Origin of the sequence: Pantoea sp. UYEF8, assembly GCF_040546285.1 — a bacterium.
Classification (GTDB): Bacteria; Pseudomonadota; Gammaproteobacteria; order Enterobacterales; family Enterobacteriaceae; genus Pantoea; species Pantoea brenneri.
The window spans coordinates 495,573-517,118 of sequence record NZ_JBEPNM010000002.1 but is presented as its reverse complement, the minus strand read 5'-3'; the positions used below and the strand labels follow the sequence as shown (position 1 = coordinate 517,118).

Here is a 21,546-nt window from a genome sequence, read left to right as displayed (position 1 = left end):
TATGGCGCTTACAAAAGCTGAAATGTCAGAGTACCTGTTTGAGAAACTCGGGCTGAGCAAACGCGATGCAAAAGAGTTAGTGGAGCTGTTTTTCGAAGAGGTACGCCGCGCTTTGGAAAATGGAGAACAGGTAAAACTGTCTGGGTTTGGCAATTTCGACCTGCGCGACAAAAACCAGCGTCCTGGCAGAAACCCGAAAACGGGGGAAGATATTCCGATTACTGCGCGTCGCGTAGTGACCTTCCGCCCAGGGCAGAAGCTGAAAAGCCGCGTAGAGAACGCTACACCCAAAGAGACTGACTGATTTCAGCGTTTCAAAAAGGCCGCGCAAGCGGCCTTTTTTCATTTCAGGCATTCCCGGCCTCACGCTTCCCGGCAACCGCGCCGGTACGCATCACCAGCAGCCTTTCTTTTTTCTGCAATCCCTCTACAATCAAATCTCTGTTTTCTCAGCTAATCCTGCTTATGTCTTTGCTAGACCAGCTTGCTCACCAGGCCGATCGCCGTAGCCAGAAATGGCTGGCGGGGCTGGCTATTGCGCTGCTTGCGCTACTTATTGTCAGCCTGTGCGCTGGCGACAGCTGGATTGCGCCGTCACACTGGCTCAATGACAGTAGCATGCTGTTTGTCTGGCAGCTGCGGCTGCCGCGCAGCGTGGCTGTGATGCTGGTGGGCGCCTCACTGGCGTTATGCGGCGTGGTGATGCAGGCACTGTTTACCAATCCCCTGGCCGAGCCGGGACTGCTTGGCGTCTCGAATGGTGCCGGGATAGGGCTGGTGCTCGGGGTACTGCTCGGCAGCGGCTCACTGTGGAGCCTGAGCCTGGCGGCGATGGCCGGTGCGCTGATCATCACCTTAATACTGTTGCATTTCGCCCATCGCCAGCTCTCCGTGACCCGGCTGCTGCTGACCGGCGTTGCGTTGGGCATCATCTGCAGCGCTATCATGACCTGGGCGGTTTACTTCAGCACCAGTCTTGATTTACGTCAGCTGATGTACTGGATGATGGGCGGCTTCAGCGGTATTGACTGGCGCTACGGCTGGATGATGCTGGCCTTATTGCCGGTGATGCTGGCGCTGAACGGCAGCGGCCGGATACTGAATTTACTGGCACTGGGCGAGACTTCGGCACGCCAGCTTGGCCTGTCGCTGTTCTGCTGGCGCAATCTGCTGGTGCTGGCGATGGGCTGGCTGGTGGGCGTTAGCGTCGCCATGGCCGGGGCCATCGGCTTTGTCGGGCTGGTGATCCCACATCTGCTGCGCCTGAGCGGCATCAGCGATCACCGTTATCTGCTGCCGGCGTCCGCGCTGGCCGGTGCCAGTGTGCTGCTGGGCGCCGACATCGTCGCCCGCCTGGCACTGACCGCAGCTGAATTACCGATTGGCGTGGTGACCGCAACGCTCGGTGCACCGTTGTTTATTGCATTACTGGTGAAATCTTCACGCTAGCCTCGGCTGGTTATTTAACATCCACGATAGGAATCCAGAATGAGCATTTATCAAACTGAACTGGTTACGCTTGATGGGGAAAAAACCACGCTGTCACAGTGGCAGGGCAAGGTACTGCTGGTGGTCAATGTCGCCTCTAAATGCGGTCTGACGCCGCAATATGAAGAGCTGGAGAATCTGCAAAAAGCCTGGCAGGATCAGGGTTTCAGCGTGCTGGGCTTTCCCTGCAACCAGTTTCTTGAGCAAGAGCCGGGCAGCAGTGAGGAGATCAAAACTTTCTGCAGCACCACTTATGGCGTGACGTTTCCGATGTTTGAAAAAACCGAGGTTAATGGCGAACAACGCCATCCGCTCTATGCCCAGCTGGTGGCGGCACGACCTGACGCCGTGCGTCCGGAAGGCAGTGGTTTTTATGAGCGCCAGGTGAGCAAAGGCCGGGGCCCGAAAGCGCCAGGAGATATCCTGTGGAACTTCGAAAAATTCCTGATTGGCCGTGACGGCACGGTTATTCAGCGTTTTGCACCTGATATGACGCCGGAAGATCCGATCATTCTGGAGACCATCAAGCAGGCGCTGGCAAAATAAATGCTGTTGCGGTTGAAACAGGTAGCCGTCTCCGGACGGCTGCTGCCGTTTAGCAGTGCGCTGGATGCCGGTCAGCTGCTGCATCTGGTCGGGCCGAACGGTGCCGGCAAAAGCACCTTACTGAGCGTCATCGCCGGTCTGCAATCCGCTGACGGCAGCGTCGAGCTGGATCAGCGTCCGCTGGGTAACTGGCACGGCAGCGCGCTGGCGCAGGTGCGGAGCTGGTTGCCTCAGCAGCAGTTACCACTGAGCCAGATGCCGGTCTGGCACTATTTGCGCCTGCATCTGCAACCGGCTGATACCGGCGCGGATCGGCGCCTGACTACGCTGCTGCAACGGCTGCAGCTGGATGACAAGTTAACCCGTTTGTTGACCCAGCTCTCTGGCGGTGAGTGGCAACGCGTCCGGCTGGCTGCGGTCTGTGCCCAGATCGATCCGCAGATTAATCCGCGTGGCCGGTTACTGATCCTCGACGAGCCGCTAACCGCGCTGGATCTGGCCCAGCAGAAAGCGGTGGATGATTTAATTGCTGAGCTGTGCGCGGCGGGTATCAGCGTCATCGCCAGCAGCCATGACCTCAATCACAGCCTGCAACAGGCTGATTGCGTCTGGCTGATGCATCAGGGCCAGGTTGTGGCGCAGGGAACGCCTGCGATGGTACTGACGCCGTCGCAACTGACGCCGCTGTATCAGATTGCGTTTCGCCAGCTGGAAATAGAAGGGCGCACGCTGCTGACAGTGCTGCCCTGACACTTGCCACCCGGCGCGCTTTCCCGCTACATTAAGCCGGTCGTAACTTCTGATAAGGACATTTGGCGATGCGCCTGGCTTTGCTGCTTTGGGTTCTGCTACTGACGGGCTGCAGTCATCACGCGCCGCCCATTAACGGCCGTCTTTCCGATTCGATCACCGTGATTGCCCAGTTGAACGATCAGCTTGGCAACTGGCGTGGTACGCCTTATCGCTATGGTGGCATGAGCCGCAACGGCGTCGATTGCTCCGGCTTTGTTTATCTCACCTTCCGTGACAAATTCGCCCTGCAATTACCGCGCACCACTGCGGCGCAGAGCGATATCGGAACGCGGATCAGTAAGGACGATCTGCTGCCGGGTGATTTGGTATTTTTTAAAACCGGCCGCGGAGAAAATGGCTTACACGTCGGGATTTATGACACCGATAACGCCTTTATCCATGCCTCGACCAGCCAGGGCGTGATCCGGTCATCGCTGGATAATGTCTACTGGCGTAAAGTGTTCTGGCAGGCGCGGCGCATTTAACCGCGCGCCCATCCCGCCGACTTAAGTCCAATTTAAATCAGACCTTAACCCGCCAGTGAAAGTTTTATTTTAAATGACATTTATCCCGGCGGGATTTTATTAATCATAATGTCTGCCGGTTTAATTCCACTAATAACCGGGGTTTTATTAGTCCTATTTGGCTTAAGCGAGATTGTGAGGCGGCAAACGGCGATGGAAGGCTAATTAAGTCCATCTCTTCAATGATTTGGTCCTATTGCCTGCCTGTATCCATTCATATAGGATATAACCATCGCCGCATATTCTGGCAGTAGAAATGAAAATTCACTTATCGGCCGACTATCAGTCGGAAATTTGGTTCTACCCTGCCTGTGATGTTGACGGGCGGCTGACCGCTGTCGAGCTGGTAACCCAGTTTGTGCATGAAAGTGCACCTATCACCCTGCCGCAGGACCTGCTGCTGCCGCAGCTGGACGAATCGCAGCAGCTGCGCCTGTTACAGAGTCAAATTGGATTACTGGAGCAGTATCGCGCGCTGTTTGAAACCCACACGGTTTCGGCATTAATTCGAATTGATGAGGGAATGGCGCACACCCTGCTGGAAAGTGAATTGCTGATGCGGAAAATAAAGCAGCTTCCTTATGTGCGGCTGGATATCACTGAAACGTTTCCGCACCTCAGGCAGGGCAGAAATAATCCGTTGCTACAGAGCCTGCGGGCTGAATTTAATTTATCGCTTTCGCATTTTGGTGCCGGAAAATCACCGGCCAATGCAGTCTACGATAATTTATTTAACTGTATCAGTCTCGATAAAGGATTTATTCACTCGCTGGCCAAACGCGCCTCTTTCGTGCCGTTTATACAAAGCATTATCGATAACTTCCGATCCCATTGCGATCAGATCATTATTTGTGGCATTGACGATGAGGCGCTGCTGGACAAAGCCCTTCAGCTGAGCGGTGCGCATTTGCAGGGCGCGCTGTTCCCGGTGGTGAAATCAGATGCGCTATGCTCACTAATCAGTGCCGACAACCGCGTGCCATCCTCCCTGCATCCGTGCTGATGCGACCTGTTTAATCCCCGATATCAGCGTTACACTGAAGGTTTTAGCTGAACGACGTATCGCTGAGCGTCGCATGGGAGAAACAATGTCCACTGGCAAGCTTACCTTTGACAACACCTGGTTTCGCGAACTGACAGGGTGTTACACCGCGCTTACCCCCACGCCGCTGACAGGCGGACGCCTGCTCTATCATAACGCACCGCTGGCCGCCTCAATGGGGCTGGATGAGGCGCTGTTTACCGGTGACGGTCATGATGTCTGGCACGGCGCGGCCTTACTGCCCGGCATGCAGCCGCTGGCGCAGGTTTACAGCGGCCACCAGTTTGGCGTCTGGGCCGGGCAACTGGGCGACGGGCGCGGTATTCTGCTGGGCGAACAGCGGCTGGAAGATGGCAGCAAGCTTGACTGGCATCTGAAAGGCGCGGGTCTGACGCCCTATTCACGGATGGGGGACGGCCGTGCAGTGATTCGTTCCAGCGTGCGCGAATTTCTGGCCTCAGAGGCGCTGCATCATCTGGGTATCCCGACCACCCGGGCGCTGACGTTATCGATTGGCGATGAACCGGTCTATCGTGAAACGCCGGAACGCGGCGCCATGCTGATGCGGATCTCGCCGAGCCATCTGCGCTTTGGCCACTTCGAACATTTCTTCTACAGCCAGCAGCAGGATAAGGTGCAGCAACTGGCCGATTATGCGATCCGCCACCACTGGCCTCACCTGAAAGAGGATGCTGAACGCTATCAACTGTGGTTTACCGATGTGGTCCTGCGCACGGCACGCCTGATCGCGCTGTGGCAAAGCGTCGGTTTCGCCCATGGCGTGATGAATACCGACAACATGTCGATTCTGGGCCTGACCATCGATTATGGCCCGTTCGGCTTCCTTGATGACTACCAGCCCGATTACATCTGTAACCACAGCGATTATCAGGGGCGCTACAGCTTCGAAAATCAGCCGATGATCGGCTTATGGAACCTCAACCGGCTGGCACATGCGCTGTCCGGGCTAATGACTACAGAGCAGCTGAAGCAGGCGCTGAGCGTTTACGAGCCGGAACTGATGCGGGTCTGGGGCGAACGGATGCGGGCTAAGCTCGGCTTGCTGACGGCGGAGAGCGGCGACAACGAAATTCTGACCGAACTGCTGGCGCTGATGACCAAAGAGCACAGCGACTACACGCTGACCTTCCGCTTGTTAAGTGAGACGCAGCAGGCTGAATCCCGTTCACCGCTGCGCGATGAGTTTATCGATCGTGAAGCCTTTGATGGTTGGTATCAGCGCTATCGTGCGCGGTTATTGCAGGAAGAGGTGCCCGATGCCAGCCGACAGGCAGTGATGAAATCAGCGAATCCGGCAGTGGTGTTACGTAATTATCTGGCACAGCAGGCGATTGATGAGGCAGAGCGGGGAGAGCAGGGCGCGCTGGCGCGATTGCACCAGGCGCTGCAGCAACCTTGCAGCGATCAGACGGCCGCTGAATATCGTCAACGGCCGCCAGACTGGGGTAAAACCTTAGAGGTGAGCTGTTCCAGCTAACTCAGAAACGGCAGGAGACTGCCTCGGCGAGCAGGGCAAGCACGGCTTCACTGTCCTGCCAGCCGAGGCAGGGATCGGTAATCGACTGGCCATAAACCAGCGGTTCACCGCCGACCACCTTCTGATTACCCTCTGCAAGGAAGCTCTCAATCATCACGCCGGCGACCGCACGCGATCCGGCTACGATCTGCTGCGCCACATCGGCCGCCACATCAAGCTGACGGCGATGCTGCTTCAGGCAGTTGCCGTGACTGAAGTCGATCACCAGCTGTTGCGGTAAGTTAAATTCTGTCAGGCTGGCCGCCGCGTCTGCCACATCGCTGGCGTGATAGTTAGGCTGCTTGCCACCGCGCAGGATCACATGGCCATGCGGGTTGCCGCTGGTCTGATAGATGGTCATCTGACCGAGCTTATCCGGTGACAGGAACATATGGCTGGCGCGGGCGGCACGAATCGCATCTACCGCAATGCGGACATTGCCGTCGGTACCATTTTTAAAGCCGACCGGACAGGAGAGTGCAGAAGCCATTTCACGGTGGATCTGGCTTTCGGTGGTACGAGCACCAATTGCGCCCCAGCTGATCAGATCGGCAATAAACTGCCCGATCACCATATCGAGAAACTCTGTCGCGGTCGGTAAGCCAAGGGCGTTGATATCAATCAGCAACTGGCGAGCAATGCCAATCCCGCGGTTCACGTCATAGCTGCCATCCAGATCGGGATCGGAGATCAGCCCTTTCCAGCCCACAACGGTACGCGGCTTCTCGAAGTAGGCGCGCATCACGATCTCCAGTCGATCCTGATAACGGACGCGCAGGGCATTCAGGCGTTCGGCATACTCCAGCGCCGCTTTTGGGTCGTGCAGTGAGCAGGGGCCGATAATCACCAGCAGACGTGGATCTTCACCGGTCAGGATACGGGCAATACGCTGGCGGGCCGCCGTGACGTTATCAGCAATGGCGTCTGAGACAGGATGTCCGGCCGCAAGGCTGGCAGGCGTAATCAGGCTGCCAATGCGCGCGGTACGCAATTCGTCGGTTTTGTTCATGATTTTCTCGGAAACTATTCTTCGCAACGGTGAAATACCGGGAAGTGATGGTGGTCACAATAAACCATTAGCCTGCGAATTCAACCCGGGAATTAATAATGAAATCAAAACCGACGGCAGCGACGCTTTACATCGCGGCCGCGGGGAGACGCTTAGTACATGCGGCGGGTCAGGCCCATGATGTCGAGAATTTTGGTGGCAATCTCCTCCACCGAGTAGTTGGTGCTGTTGAGATAGCGGATCTGATGGGTCCGGAACAGCGCTTCCACTTCTCCCACTTCCAGCCGGCACTGGCGCATTGAGGCGTAACGGGTATTTTCCGCCCGCTCCTGGCGAATGGCGGCCAGCCGTTCCGGATCGATAGTCAGCCCGAACAGTTTATGCTGATGCGCGCGCAGCGCCGGCGGCAGTTTGAGGTTATCCATATCATCCGCGATAAAAGGGTAGTTGGCGGCACGGATACCAAACTGCATCGCCAGATAGAGGCTGGTGGGGGTTTTGCCACAGCGCGACACGCCCAGCAGAATGACCTGAGCGTCTTCCAGACCGCGCAGCGAAATGCCGTCATCATGCGCCAGGGTGTAATCAATCGCGGCGATACGCGCATCATATTTGCCGAGGTTGCTGGCATCCAGCCCGTGGGTGCGGTGAGCTACCGGTGCTGGCGATAATCCCAGCTCCTGCTGCAACGGGGCCACCAGCGCCTGAACGATGTCCTGACAAAAGCCTTCGCTCTGAACAATGATGTCGCGCACTTCCGGCGTAACAATAGAAAAGAACACCAGCGGCCGCACACCGCTCTGCTGATAAAGGGCATTGATCTGCGCTTTGACCGCCTGCGCCCGCTGAACATTTTCAACAAACGGCAGCGTCAGGCTGGTGATATTGACCGGAAACTGTGACAGCACCGCATGGCCCAGCACTTCGGCGGTGATGGCAGTACCATCGGAAATATAGAAAACGCTTCTGTCAGTCGTCATGACGGGTCAGCCTCTGCAAAGAATGAGCGGTCAGAAAGCGCCGCGAGATAAAATAAATAATCCATATTTCCCTGTTATGAATCTTTTAGTTGCATTATTAACGCCCTGTTTTAGCACATCAGTAAAAATGAAAGCGTGTTTCATTCCGCATAATTTGGCGGTCACTCTTTCGGGGACCGTAAATAGTCACCCTGCTTGTTGCGCAACAAAAAACAATTATTAAGTGACTGAAAAGCTGTCATTTACTGTTGCATCAGTCAGTTAGCGAAAAATAAACCGCTTGCGCAACGGGTTATTCTGGCGTGCACAATTCCGAATCTGTTGCCAATATTCTGCTTTAACGATTCAACAGATCGTCATTGCCAGGGGCTTATGCCAGGCTGAACGGGTTGATTGCAGAATATTCCATGTGCCCATTCATTGATAAAGGATAAGCTCAATGTCCAATAAAGGCGAACAGCCGCTAGTGCTCTGGTATAACCAGCTTGGCATGCATGATGTTGATCGGGTGGGGGGCAAAAATGCCTCTCTGGGTGAAATGATTACTAATTTGTCGTCGCTTGGGGTCTCGGTTCCCAACGGTTTTGCGACCACCTCGTATGCCTTCAACCTGTTTCTCGATCAAAGCGGACTGAACCAGCGCATTTATGCATTACTGGATAGCACCGATATTGATGATGTTGATGCGCTGGCGAAAGCCGGTAAGCAAATTCGTCAGTGGATTATTGAAACGCCGTTCCTGCCGGAACTCGAAGCGGCAATCCTTGAAGCCTATCAGCAGCTCTCGGCCGACGATGCCGAAGCCTCCTTTGCGGTTCGCTCATCGGCGACGGCTGAAGATATGCCCGATGCCTCTTTTGCCGGTCAGCAGGAAACCTTCCTCAACGTGCAGGGCATCGAGGCAGTGATGGTGGCGGTGAAGCATGTCTATGCTTCGCTGTTTAACGACCGTGCCATCTCTTACCGCGTGCATCAGGGCTATGACCACCGTGGCGTGGCTTTATCAGCGGGCGTCCAGCGAATGGTCCGTTCCGACCTTGCCGCTTCCGGCGTGATGTTTACTATCGATACTGAATCCGGCTTTGATCAGGTGGTATTCATCACCGCAGCGCTGGGCCTAGGTGAGATGGTGGTGCAGGGCGCGGTTAACCCCGATGAGTTCTATGTGCATAAACCGACGCTGGCGGCTGGCCGGCCGTCGATTGTGCGCCGCAATATGGGCTCGAAAAAAGTTCGCATGGTCTATGCCGATTCACTGGAGCATGGCGAACAGGTGCGGATTGAAGATGTGCCGGAAGCGGAGCGCGATCGCTTCTGTCTCTCTGATGACGAAGTGCAGGCGCTGGCGCAGCAGGCGGTGCTGATTGAACAGCACTATAAGCGTCCGATGGATATCGAATGGGCCAAAGATGGTCACACCGGCAAGCTGTTTATCGTGCAGGCGCGTCCTGAAACCGTCCGTTCAAACGGTCAGGTGATGGAGCGTTACACCCTGCAGGGCCAGGGCAGTGTGGTAGTAGAAGGCCGCGCAATTGGTCATCGTATCGGCGCCGGTGAAGTGAAGGTGATTCACGACATCAGCGAAATGAACCGTATCGAAAAAGGCGATGTGCTGGTGACTGACATGACCGACCCGGACTGGGAGCCGATCATGAAGAAGGCCTCGGCGATTGTCACCAACCGTGGCGGCCGTACCTGTCACGCGGCGATCATTGCGCGTGAGCTGGGGATCCCGGCAGTAGTCGGCTGTGGTGATGCCACCGATCGTCTGAAAGAGGGCCACCAGGTCACGGTCTCCTGTGCCGAAGGCGATACCGGTTATGTCTACGATCAGTTGCTCGATTTTGACGTCACCAGTTCGCAGGTTGATTCACTGCCGACGCTGCCGCTGAAAATCATGATGAACGTTGGCAACCCTGACCGCGCATTTGACTTTGCCTGTTTGCCGAATGAAGGCGTTGGCCTGGCGCGTCTGGAATTTATCATCAATCGCATGATTGGCGTCCACCCAAAAGCGCTGCTGGAATTTGATCAGCAGACCCCGGAACTGCAGCAGCAGATTCGTAAAATGATGAAGGGATTTGACGATCCGGTTGAGTTTTACATCGGACGCCTGACTGAAGGGATTGCCACACTTGGGGCCGCTTTTGCACCGAAACGGGTAATTGTGCGACTTTCGGACTTCAAAACCAATGAGTATGCCAACCTGGTCGGCGGTGAGCGTTACGAGCCGGAAGAGGAAAATCCAATGCTCGGCTTCCGGGGTGCCGGTCGCTATGTCGCCGACAGTTTCCGTGACTGCTTTGCGCTGGAGTGTGAAGCTGTGAAGCGGGTACGCAATGAGATGGGGCTGACTAACGTGGAGATCATGATCCCGTTCGTACGCACCGTCGATCAGGCGCAGGCGGTGGTTGAAGAGCTAGCCCGTCAGGGACTGAAGCGCGGAGAGAACGGGCTGAAGGTGATCATGATGTGCGAAATCCCGTCCAATGCCTTACTGGCGGAGCAGTTCCTGCAGCACTTCGATGGCTTCTCGATCGGGTCCAATGACATGACTCAGCTGACGCTGGGACTGGACCGCGACTCAGGGGTGGTTTCAGCACTGTTTGATGAGCGCAATGAGGCCGTCAAAGCCCTGCTGTCAATGGCGATCAAGGCAGCGAAGAAGCAGGGCAAGTATGTCGGGATTTGCGGTCAGGGACCGTCGGATCATCAGGACTTTGCTGCCTGGCTGATGGAGGAGGGGATTGACAGTTTATCGCTCAACCCGGACACCGTCGTCGAGACCTGGGTAAGCCTGGCGCAGTTAAACAAATCTGCCTGACGGCAACCCTGATTCACCCGTAAAGGCCAGCTCTGCTGGCCTTTTCTATTTATGGCTGGCCAGTGACAGGCAAAAAAAAAGCCCATCACAGGGGATGGGCAAAGACTACACACAGCAATTCTTTACTTTACTCAGGGGAAAAAGGTTGTTTAGAAATCAGTGGGTTGATTTCGAACATAGGAAACATGTTATTCACCAGACCGGCTGACGTCTTTAAGAATCCTCTTATTAGTTTAAAGCCGATAATCTTTTGTCACCTTTTATGCTGCATTTCCCTTAAGAAACAGTGCAGAAAGTAATCTTTTTTAGCCCTGAATGGTCGATTCAGGGCTAAAGATGGCTTTTTTCTTAAAAACCGCTAATGAAAAATAAACTTTACGTGACGCAAAATAATTGGGGCGGTCAATCATCATTAACCGCCCTAACCATTGCTGATGCAGATTTAATGCGGGGTTTCGTCGTGATCGGTGAGGGCTTCGGCCACGGCCAGCGGGTCATCGTCTGGCGCGGGCGCTTCATGCACCCAGACCGACACCAGGCGATAAGAGACTGCCAGCACCACCGGACCGATAAATAAGCCAATCATGCCGAAGGCGAACAGGCCGCCGATCACCCCGGAAAGGATCAATATCATCGGCAGGTCAGCACCCATCCGAATCAGCACCGGGCGCAGCACGTTATCCAGCGTACCGACCACGCAACTCCAGACCAGCAGTACGGTGCCCCAGGTGGTATCCCCACTCCAGTAGAGATAGATAATGGCCGGCACCAGCACCAGCAGCGGACCAATCTGCACCAGGCAGCAGAGGATCATCAGCACCGTGAGCAGCGTGGCGTAAGGAATGCCGGAGACCGCAAGGCCAATCCCGCCCAGCACGCCCTGCACCAGCGCCGTCACGACCACGCCCAGCGCCACGGCACGGATTGACTGCGCCGCCAGCAACACTGCTGCATCGCCCCGGCGACCCGCCATACGGAAAGCGAAATGGCGAATACCCTGCGCCGCCTGTTCACCACGCCAGTAGAGCAGCACGCTGAACAACAGCATGACCGCCAGATGGATCATAAAGCGGCCAAAATGGCCGGCCTGCGCCACAAAGAAGCCGGTGGTGCGGCCAATATAGGGTTGCACTTTGGCCATGATGCCGGAGCCACCGCCTTCCACCAGCGTGTGATAACTGGCGTAAAGCTTTTCGCCCACCATCGGCATATCGTTGAGCCACAGCAGTTGTGGCATCAGATGGCCTTGCGTCACCCAGGCGACCACTGGTGCGCTGTTATCGATCAGGCTGCTGACCAGCAGAGCGATAGGAATAATAAACAGCAGCAGCAACAGCAAGGTCATGGCAATCACCGCCAGTGAACGGCGTCCCCATAACAGCCGCTGCAGCCGGAGCATCAACGGCCAGGTGGCGATCACCACCATGCTGGCCCAGGCAAAACCCAGAATAAAGGGCTGCACCACCCACAAACAGGCGATGATCAGTAACAAAATGAACATCAGGGTAAAAAGTATCTGTGGTAAATCCATGTCCCGATACAGGCTTTTCATCATCGACTCATAACCTCGTCTAAATCCTTCATTGCCGGGCTCTCGGTGCCCGTTTTTATCATGATCTATTTAGTGCGGATTAAACAGAGCAGCAGGGAAAGGTTTTTCCCTTTCCTGAAAAAACGGCGGTCAGCCAAAAAATGTGATAAAACGAGGGACCGCAAACGCGCAAACGCAAACGTTTACAACATCTTCGGTTAGACAATAATGATCCCACAGATTTCGCAGGCGCCGGGCCTCGTTCAACTGGTGCTGACATTCCTTGAGTCGCTGAAAGAGCAGGGTTTTACCGGCGACACCGCCACCAGCTATGCTGACCGCCTTTCACTCTCTACCGATAACAGCATCTATCAGCTGCTGCCCGACGCGGCGCTGTTTCCGCGCTCAACCGCTGACGTTGCGCTGATCGCCCGGGTGGCAGGCGAGCCACGCTTTGAAAGCCTGGTCTTCACGCCACGCGGCGGTGGCACCGGCACCAACGGACAGTCGCTGAACCAGGGCATTATTGTTGATATGTCGCGCTACATGAACCGCATCCTCGAGATCAATACGGATGAGGGCTGGGTGCGGGTAGAAGCGGGCGTCATCAAAGATCAGTTGAACGCCTGGCTTAAGCCGTATGGCTTTTTCTTCTCGCCAGAACTGTCGACCAGTAATCGCGCGACGCTGGGCGGGATGATCAATACCGACGCCTCCGGCCAGGGATCGCTGGTGTATGGCAAAACTTCCGATCACGTCATTGGTCTGCGAGCGGTGCTGCTGGGGGGCGATATCCTCGATACCCGGCCGATGGCGACAGCGCTGGCTGAAACGATTGCCCGCACGGCAACCCCGGAAGGGCGCATCTATCAGCAGGTGCTGAGCCGCTGTCGTGAGCAGCGTGAGCTGATCCTCGAAAAATTCCCGCGGCTCAACCGCTTCCTGACCGGTTACGACCTGCGACATGTGTTCAGCGACGATATGCAAACCTTCGACCTGACGCGCCTGCTGTGCGGAGCCGAAGGGACGCTGGCCTTTATCACCGAAGCGCGGCTGGATATTACGCCGTTGCCTAAAGTGCGGCGGCTGGTCAACATCAAATATGATTCGTTCGATTCTGCACTGCGTAATGCGCCATTCATGGTGGAAGCACAGGCGCTGTCGGTCGAAACCGTCGACTCAAAAGTGCTTAACCTGGCGCGTGAAGATATCGTCTGGCATTCAGTGCGGGAACTGATTACCGACGTGCCGGATAAAGAGATGCTGGGGCTGAACATTGTCGAGTTTGCCGGTGATAACGCTGCGTTGATCGACAGTCAAATCAGCCAGCTCTGTGCGCGGCTGGATGCGCTGATGGCGCAACAGCAGGGCGGCGTCATCGGTTATCAGCTCTGCGACGATCTGCAGGGCATTGAGCGTATCTATAACATGCGCAAAAAGGCGGTGGGGCTGCTGGGTAATGCCAAAGGCCGCGCCAAGCCGATCCCGTTCGTCGAAGATACCGCCGTCCCGCCGGAAAGCCTGGCGGATTACATTGTCGAATTCCGCGCCTTGCTCGATAGCCACGGACTGAGTTACGGCATGTTCGGTCACGTTGATGCTGGCGTGCTGCATGTCCGTCCGGCGCTGGATATGTGCGATCCGCAGCAGGAGATGATGATGAAGCAGATCTCCGACGAAGTGGTGGCCCTGACGGCGCGCTACGGCGGATTGCTGTGGGGCGAGCACGGCAAAGGCTTCCGCGCGCAGTACAGTCCGGCGTTCTTTGGCGAAACCCTGTTCAATGAGCTGCGCCGCATTAAATCGGCATTCGATCCGCATAACCGCCTCAATCCCGGCAAAATCTGCACCCCTTTTGACAGCCATGACGAGATGATGCAGGTCGATGCGGAGAAGCGTGGCACCTTCGATCGTCAGATTCCGCTCACGGTGCGTGACGAATGGCGCGGCGCGATGGAGTGTAACGGTAACGGCCTGTGCTTTAACTTTGATGTTCGCAGCCCGATGTGTCCGTCGATGAAGATCACCCGTAACCGTATCCATTCTCCCAAAGGCCGGGCGACCCTGACGCGGGAATGGCTGCGACTGCTGGCTAATCAGGGCGTGGATCCACTGATGCTGGAGAAGCAGTTACCGGAGAGCCGGCTTTCGCTGCGTGGGCTGATCGCCCGTACCCGCAACAGCTGGCACGCCAGTAAAGGGGAATACGATTTCTCGCATGAGGTCAAAGAGGCGATGTCGGGCTGTCTGGCCTGCAAAGCCTGCTCAACGCAGTGCCCGATCAAAATTGACGTGCCCAGCTTCCGCTCGCGCTTCTTACAGCTTTATCACACCCGTTATCTGCGTCCGGTCAGCGATCATCTGGTGGCGGCGGTTGAAAGCTACGCGCCATTAATGGCGAAGGCCCCCAAAACCTTTAACTTCTTTCTGCGCCAGCCGTGGCTGAAAGAGCTGAGCAAAAGCCAGATCGGCATGGTCGATCTGCCACTACTCTCTTCACCGACGCTGAAACAGCAGTTGAGCGGCCATCCCGCCATGAACATGACGCTGGAACAGCTGGAACGGTTACCGGCGGCTGAACAGGCGAAATGCGTGCTGGTGGTGCAGGATCCGTTTACCAGCTTCTATGAGGCGCAGCTGGTGAATGATTTTATCCGGCTGATTGAGAAGCTCGGCTATCGACCGGTTCTACTGCCGTTCTCACCGAATGGCAAAGCGCAGCATGTGAAAGGCTTCCTGCAGCGCTTCGCCCGGACCGCCAGCCGCACCGCTGATTTCCTTAACCGGGTAGCACGGCTGGGAATGCCGATGGTTGGGGTCGATCCTGCGACCGTGCTCTGCTACCGCGATGAGTATCGTCAGACGCTGGGCGAGACACGCGGTGATTTCAGCGTGCTGCTGGTGCATGAGTGGTTGCAGAGTGCGCTGGCGGAACGGGAAGTGCAGGGCACTACGGGCGAGTCGTGGTATCTGTTCGCACACTGTACCGAAGTGACGGCGTTGCCTTCCGCGCCGAATCAGTGGCAGGAGATTTTTTCCCGTTTTGGCGCAAAGCTGGAGAATATCAACGTGGGCTGCTGTGGCATGGCGGGCACCTACGGCCACGAAACGAAAAACCTCGAAAACTCGCTGGGGATCTACGCGCTCTCCTGGCATCCGCAGCTACAGCGCTTACCGCGTCAGCGCTGTCTTGCCACCGGTTACTCCTGCCGCAGTCAGGTCAAGCGGGTGGAAGGTAACGGCATGCGCCATCCGCTGCAGGCGCTCTTAACGCTAATGTAAAAAAATTGTGCGCGACGTCACGACGCGGCTGGATTAGAATATCCAGCCCGCGTGACGCACAAAGTCGCTTTGCAGCGCGGTGGCTTTATCCCATTCACCGATCATCGCCAGCTGATGGCACAGACGGGTCAGGGAGAGTCGCGCCAGTTGGTAGGCCTGAATGCGGAACAGGCGATCGCGATCGCTATTTCCCATCTCCTGCACCAGGCGATGATGCAGTTTGCCCATGGCATGCAGATAGCTCTGGTCATCTCCGTTCAGCTGGCAGACTTCTGCCATATCCAGACAGGTATCATTAAACTGACGTAATTGCTGAATGGGACAGTCGGCCCGGTCGAGTCTGGCCTGCGCCAGGTAGAAGTCGACGGTGATATCGCGTACCGAAAATTTGTATTCATCGATCTTATGCTGCAGCCAGGCAGAGACTGAAAGCGTCATAATGCCACCCTGAACGTGAATGATAATAATTATCATATTCATCCGGGCGAGGAATGCAATTGCTGCGGCAGAAAAATTTAACGATTTATCTGACCTGTCGGTATAATCGGAAATAACAATCTGTTTACATCGTAGAAAGGCGTAACCTATTAATAAGCACTTTTATGAAAAGTCATAATTTAAAAAAGAGTGCGTTATTAACAGGTTACAACAGGACTCTTCGCGTGGTCTGTCTCACCGCAAAGTGAGTTGAAGGGTCTATGCTTAATAAACAGGCGAAAAAAACAGCACAAGATGATTATCCCTGCAAAACAAGAGGTTGAAGTGATCGGTCAGATCACTACCATAGGGGGATAGCCTGAAAAGGTCCGGACTCAAGAGGTATCAACATGGCATCCGTTAATGCAGACTCTTTCTCACCCGACGATTTCGTCTGGAAAGGGCTGACGCTGACTGAAACCGCAGCGCAACAAATTCTCAATCTGGCTGCTCAGGACCCTGATGTCAAGGGGCTACGGTTAGGCGTGAAACAATCCGGCTGCGCCGGGTTTGGTTACGTCATGGATCTGGTGAAAGAGCCAGTCGATGACGATCTGCAGTTCTCGTTCCACGGCGCAACTCTGTTTGTGCCGCTTCAGGCGATGCCATTTGTTGATGGCACCGAAGTGGATTACGTTCGCGAAGGCCTGAATCAGATTTTTAAATTCAATAACCCTAAAGCTCAGCACGCCTGCGGGTGTGGCGAAAGCTTTGGCGTCGAGTAAGTGAAATATGTCACGACACAGCGAAACATCTGACGATGTACAAATCTGGGACGGCAAGCTCAACTATAAAGAGGGCTTCTTTACCCAACTGCAGACCGAAGAATTTGCGAACGGCATCAATGAAGATGTGGTGCGCGCGATCTCGGCCAAGCGTAACGAGCCAGAGTGGATGCTGGAGTTTCGTCTTAAAGCTTTCCGTGCCTGGCTTGAAATGGAAGAGCCTCACTGGCTGAAAGCGCATTACGAGAAACTCGATTACCAGGATTACAGCTACTATTCCGCACCGTCGTGCGGTAACTGCGATGACAGCTGCGCTTCTGAGCCGGGTGCGACCCAGGCATCAGGCAGCGCGCCGGCCAGCGATTACCTGACGCAGGAAGTGGAAAACGCCTTTAACCAGCTAGGTGTCCCGGTGCGTGAAGGTCGTGAAGTGGCCGTTGACGCTATTTTTGACTCCGTCTCGGTGGCTACGACCTATCGCGGCAAGCTGGCGGAGCAGGGCATTATCTTCTGTTCCTTCGGCGAAGCGATTCAGGAACACCCGGAGCTGGTGAAGCAGTATCTCGGCACGGTCGTCCCGGCCAACGATAACTTCTTTGCCGCGCTGAACTCGGCGGTGGCTTCAGACGGAACGTTTGTCTACATCCCGAAAGGCGTCCGTTGCCCGATGGAGCTGTCGACCTATTTCCGCATCAACGCAGCCAAAACCGGTCAGTTCGAACGCACCATCCTGATTGCCGATGAAGACAGTTACGTCAGCTACATCGAAGGTTGTTCAGCGCCGGTGCGTGACAGCTATCAGCTGCACGCGGCCGTGGTGGAAGTGATCATCCATAAAAATGCCGAAGTGAAATATTCGACGGTGCAGAACTGGTTCCCGGGCGGTGAAGGCGAGGGCGGTATCCTTAACTTCGTTACCAAGCGTGCGCTGTGTGAAGGTGACCACAGTAAAATGTCCTGGACGCAGTCTGAGACCGGCTCAGCCATTACCTGGAAATACCCGAGCTGCATTCTGCGCGGTGATTACTCGGTCGGCGAATTCTATTCTGTGGCGCTGACCAGCGGCCGCCAGCAGGCGGATACCGGCACCAAGATGATTCACATTGGTAAAAACACCAAATCGACCATCATCTCGAAAGGGATTTCGGCCGGTAAAAGTGAGAACACCTATCGCGGCCTGGTGAAGATCATGCCGACCGCCACCAACGCGCGTAACTTTACCCAGTGTGACTCAATGCTGATTGGCCCGGACTGCGGCGCACATACCTTCCCGTATGTTGAAACCCGCAATAACACCGCCCAGCTTGAGCACGAAGCCACCACCTCACGTATCGGCGAAGACCAGATGTTCTACTGTCTGCAACGCGGTATCAGTGAAGAAGATGCCATCTCGATGATCGTGAACGGCTTCTGTAAAGACGTATTTTCGGAGCTGCCGCTGGAATTTGCCGTGGAAGCCCAAAAATTGTTAGCCATCAGCCTTGAGCACAGTGTGGGCTGATGCCGTCACACGCGTTGCCGGAAGCAATGTGAAGGAATAAGTATGTTAAGCATTAAAGATTTACAGGTAAGTGTTGAAGATAAAGCCATTCTGCGTGGTCTGAACCTCGAAATTAAACCGGGTGAAGTCCATGCCATTATGGGCCCGAACGGCTCAGGTAAAAGTACGCTTTCTGCCACGCTGGCCGGACGTGAAGACTATGAAGTGACCGGCGGTTCGGTGACCTTCAAAGGCAAAGATCTGCTGGAGCTGGCGCCGGAAGAGCGTGCCGGTGAAGGTATCTTTATGGCCTTCCAGTATCCGGTTGAGATCCCTGGCGTGAGCAACCAGTTCTTCCTGCAAACCTCCGTTAACGCGGTGCGTAAATATCGTCAGCAGGAAGAGCTGGACCGCTTCGATTTCCAGGACTTTATCGAAGATAAAATTCACCTGCTGAAGATGCCGGAAGATCTGCTGACCCGTTCAGTAAACGTGGGCTTCTCCGGTGGTGAGAAGAAGCGTAACGACATTCTGCAGATGGCGGCGCTGGAGCCGGAACTCTGTATCCTCGATGAAACCGATTCCGGACTGGACATCGATGCGCTGAAAATTGTGGCCAATGGCGTTAACAGCCTGCGCGATGAGAAGCGTGCCTTCATCATCGTTACCCACTACCAGCGTATTCTGGATTACATCAAGCCAGACTTCGTACACGTTCTTTATCAGGGCAAAATCGTGAAATCTGGCGACTTCTCGCTGGTGAAACAGCTGGAGGAGCAAGGTTATGGCTGGCTTACCGACGAAGAGTGATTCTGCGCTGCAACAGTGGCATCACCTGTTTGAATCGCGCGGCGACCTGCGTTCGCTGCAGGCACAGCAGCACTGGCAGCAACTGATGCGGATCGGCTTGCCTACCCGCAAGCATGAGAACTGGAAATACACCTCGCTGGATACCTTGCTGGCGCAACAGTTTGTGCTGCCGCAGGCACCGCAAACGCTGAGCGCTGAGCAGGTCGATGCGCTGGCTCTGCCACTGGATGCGGTGCGTCTGGTTTATGTTGATGGCCAGTTCCAGCCTGCACTCAGCAGCCGCGACAGCGATCTGTTTGAGATTCAGCACAGCGTAGCGGCTGAACGTCGCCCACTGCCGGCCGCCGTGCAGCCGGAAGTCTTCCTGCACCTGACCGAGAGTCTGGCGGAAGAGGTGACCTTCCTGCGTCTGGCGCGCGGCAAGTCGGCGGCCCGTCCGCTTTATCTGCTGCACATCACCAGCGGCCAGCAGAACGGGATGAACACGGTTCATCATCGTCATCATCTGCAGCTGGATGAGAGCGCTGAAGCAGAAGTGATTGAGCATTACGTTTCGCTGGATGGCAGTGCGCACTTCACCGGTGCCCGCTTTACCTTTGCCGTCGGCGACAATGCAAAACTGACCCACACCAAACTGGCGTTTGAAAGCAGCGAAAGTTATCACTTCGCACATAACGACCTGGTGATCGGCAGCGATGCGCAGGTCAGCAGCACCAGCTTCCTGCTGGGTGCGGGCCTGAGCCGTCATAACACCAGTACTCAGCTGAACGGTGAAAACACCCAACTGGCGGTGAACAGCCTGGTGCTGCCGGTGCGTCAGGAAGTGGCGGATACCCGTACTTACCTTGAGCACAATAAAGGCTACTGCCTGAGCCGCCAGATGCATAAAACCATCGTGCGCGATAAAGGCCGTGCGGTGTTTAATGGTCACATCAAAGTGGCGAAGCATGCGCTGAAAACCGATGGACAGATGACCAACAACAACCTGTTGCTGGGACGTCTGGCCGAAGTGGATACCAAACCGCAGCTGGAAATCTATGCGGATGACGTTAAGTGCAGCCACGGCGCCACCATCGGTCGCATCGATGATGAGCAGATGTTCTATCTGCGCTCGCGCGGTATTGAGCAGGATGCTGCCCAGACCATGATCATTCATGCCTTTGCTGCGGAACTGACCGAAGCACTGGAGAATGAGGTATTGCGTCAGGCAGTGCTGCAGCGTATCGCTGAGCGCTTTCCTGGAGGCGACTCATGATGAACTTCGATCTCGAACGCATCAGGGAAGATTTTCCGATCCTGAAGCGTGAGGTCAACGGTCATCCGCTGGCCTATCTTGATAGTGCGGCCAGCGCACAACGTCCGCTGTCGGTAATCAACGCCGAAAGCCATTTTTACCAGCACGGCTATGCGGCCGTGCATCGTGGTATCCATACGCTCAGCCAGCAGGCGACCAGCGACATGGAGAACGTGCGCGATCAGGCGGCCCGTTTTCTGAATGCGGCCACGCAGGAAGAGATCGTGTTCGTCAAAGGCACCACTGAAGGCATCAATCTGGTGGCCAACAGCTGGGGCGGTGCTAACCTCCAGCCGGGCGATAACCTGATCATCACTGAGATGGAGCATCACGCTAACATCGTGCCGTGGCAGATGCTGGCACAGCGTACCGGTGCTGAAATTCGGGTTCTGCCGCTGAACGATAATGGCGAGCTGGCACTGGAGCAACTGGCGGGACTGATCGACAGCCGTACCCGGTTGCTGGCGGTGACGCACGTTTCTAACGTTCTCGGCACGGTCAACCCGGTGAAAGCGATCGTCGCACAGGCGAAAGCCGCGGGCGTGGTGACGCTGATTGATGGCGCGCAGGCGGTGATGCACGACAAAGTGAACGTGCAGGATATCGGCTGCGACTTCTACGTCTTCTCCAGCCACAAGCTGTACGGCCCGAACGGCGTCGGCATTCTCTATGGGCGTAAAGCGCTGCTTGATGAGATGCCGCCGTGGGAAGGGGGCGGATCGATGATCGACCGCGTACTGCTGCCAACCGGCACCACCTGGAACAGCGCACCCTGGCGTTTTGAAGCCGGTACGCCGAACACCGGCGGGATTATCGGCTTTGGCGCAGCGCTGGCCTACGTCGAGGCGCTGGGACTGGATACCATTCATCAGCGCGAAACGGCACTGATGAATTATGCGCTCGATAAGCTGGCCTCGGTACCGGACATCCGGATTTACGGCCCGCAGTCACGCGCCGGGGTGATCGCCTTCAACCTGGGCAAGCACCACGCATTTGACGTTGGCAGTTTCCTCGATCAGTACGGCATTGCGATCCGCACCGGTCACCACTGTGCGATGCCGCTGATGCACCATTACAATGTGCCTGCCATGTGTCGCGCCTCCTTCACCTTCTACAACAGTGAAGAGGAAGTGGATCGTCTGGCGGCCGGACTGACACGTATTCATCGTCTGCTGGGCGGCTGAACAGTTTTAACGGAGTGACAG

18 protein-coding genes and 1 other RNA gene are annotated in these 21,546 nt (G+C 55.8%); 14 read left to right on the top strand and 5 right to left on the bottom strand.

What is annotated here, in order from left to right; all coding sequences use genetic code 11:
* The first annotated feature begins 1 nt into the window (after window position 1).
* The 7 genes from ihfA to ABIB18_RS05930 all read left to right on the top strand — a co-directional run bounded on the left by ihfA (window position 2) and on the right by ABIB18_RS05930 (window position 5,890).
* Window positions 2–304, top strand: a complete 303-nt coding sequence (ihfA, locus tag ABIB18_RS05960) for an integration host factor subunit alpha (RefSeq protein ID WP_003853259.1) — start codon at window positions 2–4, stop codon at window positions 302–304.
* A 161-nt stretch (window positions 305–465) separates the two neighbouring features.
* Window positions 466–1,449, top strand: coding sequence for a vitamin B12 ABC transporter permease BtuC (gene btuC / locus ABIB18_RS05955; RefSeq protein ID WP_069728223.1), 984 nt, complete (start codon window positions 466–468; stop codon window positions 1,447–1,449).
* Between the two features lie 39 nt (window positions 1,450–1,488).
* Complete coding sequence (locus tag ABIB18_RS05950) at window positions 1,489–2,034, top strand: glutathione peroxidase (protein ID WP_031375694.1); 546 nt, start codon at window positions 1,489–1,491, stop codon at window positions 2,032–2,034.
* On the top strand, window positions 2,035–2,784 hold the full coding sequence (gene btuD, locus ABIB18_RS05945; RefSeq protein ID WP_354473803.1) for a vitamin B12 ABC transporter ATP-binding protein BtuD: 750 nt from the start codon (window positions 2,035–2,037) through the stop codon (window positions 2,782–2,784).
* A 68-nt stretch (window positions 2,785–2,852) separates the two neighbouring features.
* Window positions 2,853–3,311 (top strand): C40 family peptidase, encoded by a 459-nt coding sequence (locus ABIB18_RS05940; RefSeq protein WP_031375696.1) that lies wholly within the window; start codon window positions 2,853–2,855, stop codon window positions 3,309–3,311.
* 295 nt (window positions 3,312–3,606) lie between these two features.
* On the top strand, window positions 3,607–4,353 hold the full coding sequence (locus ABIB18_RS05935) for an EAL domain-containing protein (protein WP_089561244.1): 747 nt from the start codon (window positions 3,607–3,609) through the stop codon (window positions 4,351–4,353).
* Between the two features lie 85 nt (window positions 4,354–4,438).
* A complete protein-coding gene (locus tag ABIB18_RS05930; RefSeq protein ID WP_354473802.1) occupies window positions 4,439–5,890 on the top strand; it encodes a protein adenylyltransferase SelO in 1,452 nt (483 codons plus the stop codon).
* Window position 5,891: 1 nt separating this feature from the next.
* Here the strand turns inward: ABIB18_RS05930 and ABIB18_RS05925 are convergent, their stop codons facing one another.
* Both ABIB18_RS05925 and ppsR read right to left on the bottom strand, forming a co-directional pair.
* Window positions 5,892–6,938, bottom strand: coding sequence for a 3-deoxy-7-phosphoheptulonate synthase (locus tag ABIB18_RS05925; RefSeq protein ID WP_031375699.1), 1,047 nt, complete (start codon window positions 6,936–6,938; stop codon window positions 5,892–5,894).
* A 152-nt stretch (window positions 6,939–7,090) separates the two neighbouring features.
* Window positions 7,091–7,918, bottom strand: a complete 828-nt coding sequence (gene ppsR / locus ABIB18_RS05920; protein WP_031375700.1) for a posphoenolpyruvate synthetase regulatory kinase/phosphorylase PpsR — start codon at window positions 7,916–7,918, stop codon at window positions 7,091–7,093.
* 439 nt (window positions 7,919–8,357) lie between these two features.
* Here ppsR and ppsA point away from each other — a divergent pair, with 439 nt between their 5' ends.
* Complete coding sequence (ppsA, locus tag ABIB18_RS05915; protein WP_354473800.1) at window positions 8,358–10,742, top strand: phosphoenolpyruvate synthase; 2,385 nt, start codon at window positions 8,358–8,360, stop codon at window positions 10,740–10,742.
* Between the two features lie 70 nt (window positions 10,743–10,812).
* Here ppsA and rprA read toward each other — a convergent pair.
* Together rprA and ydiK are read right to left on the bottom strand one after the other, a co-directional pair.
* Window positions 10,813–10,920: antisense sRNA RprA (gene rprA / locus ABIB18_RS05910), an RNA gene on the bottom strand.
* Between the two features lie 264 nt (window positions 10,921–11,184).
* Window positions 11,185–12,294 (bottom strand): AI-2E family transporter YdiK, encoded by a 1,110-nt coding sequence (ydiK, locus tag ABIB18_RS05905; protein ID WP_031375702.1) that lies wholly within the window; start codon window positions 12,292–12,294, stop codon window positions 11,185–11,187.
* A 207-nt stretch (window positions 12,295–12,501) separates the two neighbouring features.
* Between ydiK and ydiJ the strand changes: the two genes are divergently transcribed.
* The gene (gene ydiJ / locus ABIB18_RS05900) at window positions 12,502–15,555 is read left to right on the top strand and encodes a D-2-hydroxyglutarate dehydrogenase YdiJ (protein WP_089561247.1); all 3,054 of its coding nucleotides are present in this window, start codon (window positions 12,502–12,504) and stop codon (window positions 15,553–15,555) included.
* Between the two features lie 33 nt (window positions 15,556–15,588).
* Here the strand turns inward: ydiJ and ABIB18_RS05895 are convergent, their stop codons facing one another.
* Entirely contained in the window at window positions 15,589–15,993 is a 405-nt protein-coding gene (locus tag ABIB18_RS05895; RefSeq protein ID WP_089561262.1) for a hypothetical protein, read from the bottom strand.
* Between the two features lie 389 nt (window positions 15,994–16,382).
* Here ABIB18_RS05895 and sufA point away from each other — a divergent pair, with 389 nt between their 5' ends.
* From sufA to sufS, 5 genes are read left to right on the top strand one after another with little or no spacing between them, the layout of a single operon-like run.
* The gene (sufA, locus tag ABIB18_RS05890; RefSeq protein WP_031375704.1) at window positions 16,383–16,757 is read left to right on the top strand and encodes a Fe-S cluster assembly scaffold SufA; all 375 of its coding nucleotides are present in this window, start codon (window positions 16,383–16,385) and stop codon (window positions 16,755–16,757) included.
* Between the two features lie 7 nt (window positions 16,758–16,764).
* The gene (gene sufB / locus ABIB18_RS05885; RefSeq protein WP_031375705.1) at window positions 16,765–18,258 is read left to right on the top strand and encodes a Fe-S cluster assembly protein SufB; all 1,494 of its coding nucleotides are present in this window, start codon (window positions 16,765–16,767) and stop codon (window positions 18,256–18,258) included.
* A gap of 42 nt (window positions 18,259–18,300) precedes the next feature.
* A complete protein-coding gene (gene sufC, locus ABIB18_RS05880) occupies window positions 18,301–19,047 on the top strand; it encodes a Fe-S cluster assembly ATPase SufC (RefSeq protein WP_031375706.1) in 747 nt (248 codons plus the stop codon).
* On the top strand, window positions 19,022–20,302 hold the full coding sequence (gene sufD / locus ABIB18_RS05875) for a Fe-S cluster assembly protein SufD (protein ID WP_031375707.1): 1,281 nt from the start codon (window positions 19,022–19,024) through the stop codon (window positions 20,300–20,302). The genes sufC and sufD overlap by 26 nt, the downstream gene beginning before the upstream one ends.
* On the top strand, window positions 20,302–21,525 hold the full coding sequence (gene sufS / locus ABIB18_RS05870; protein WP_354473845.1) for a cysteine desulfurase SufS: 1,224 nt from the start codon (window positions 20,302–20,304) through the stop codon (window positions 21,523–21,525). The genes sufD and sufS overlap by 1 nt, the downstream gene beginning before the upstream one ends.
* Window positions 21,526–21,546: the final 21 nt, after the last annotated feature.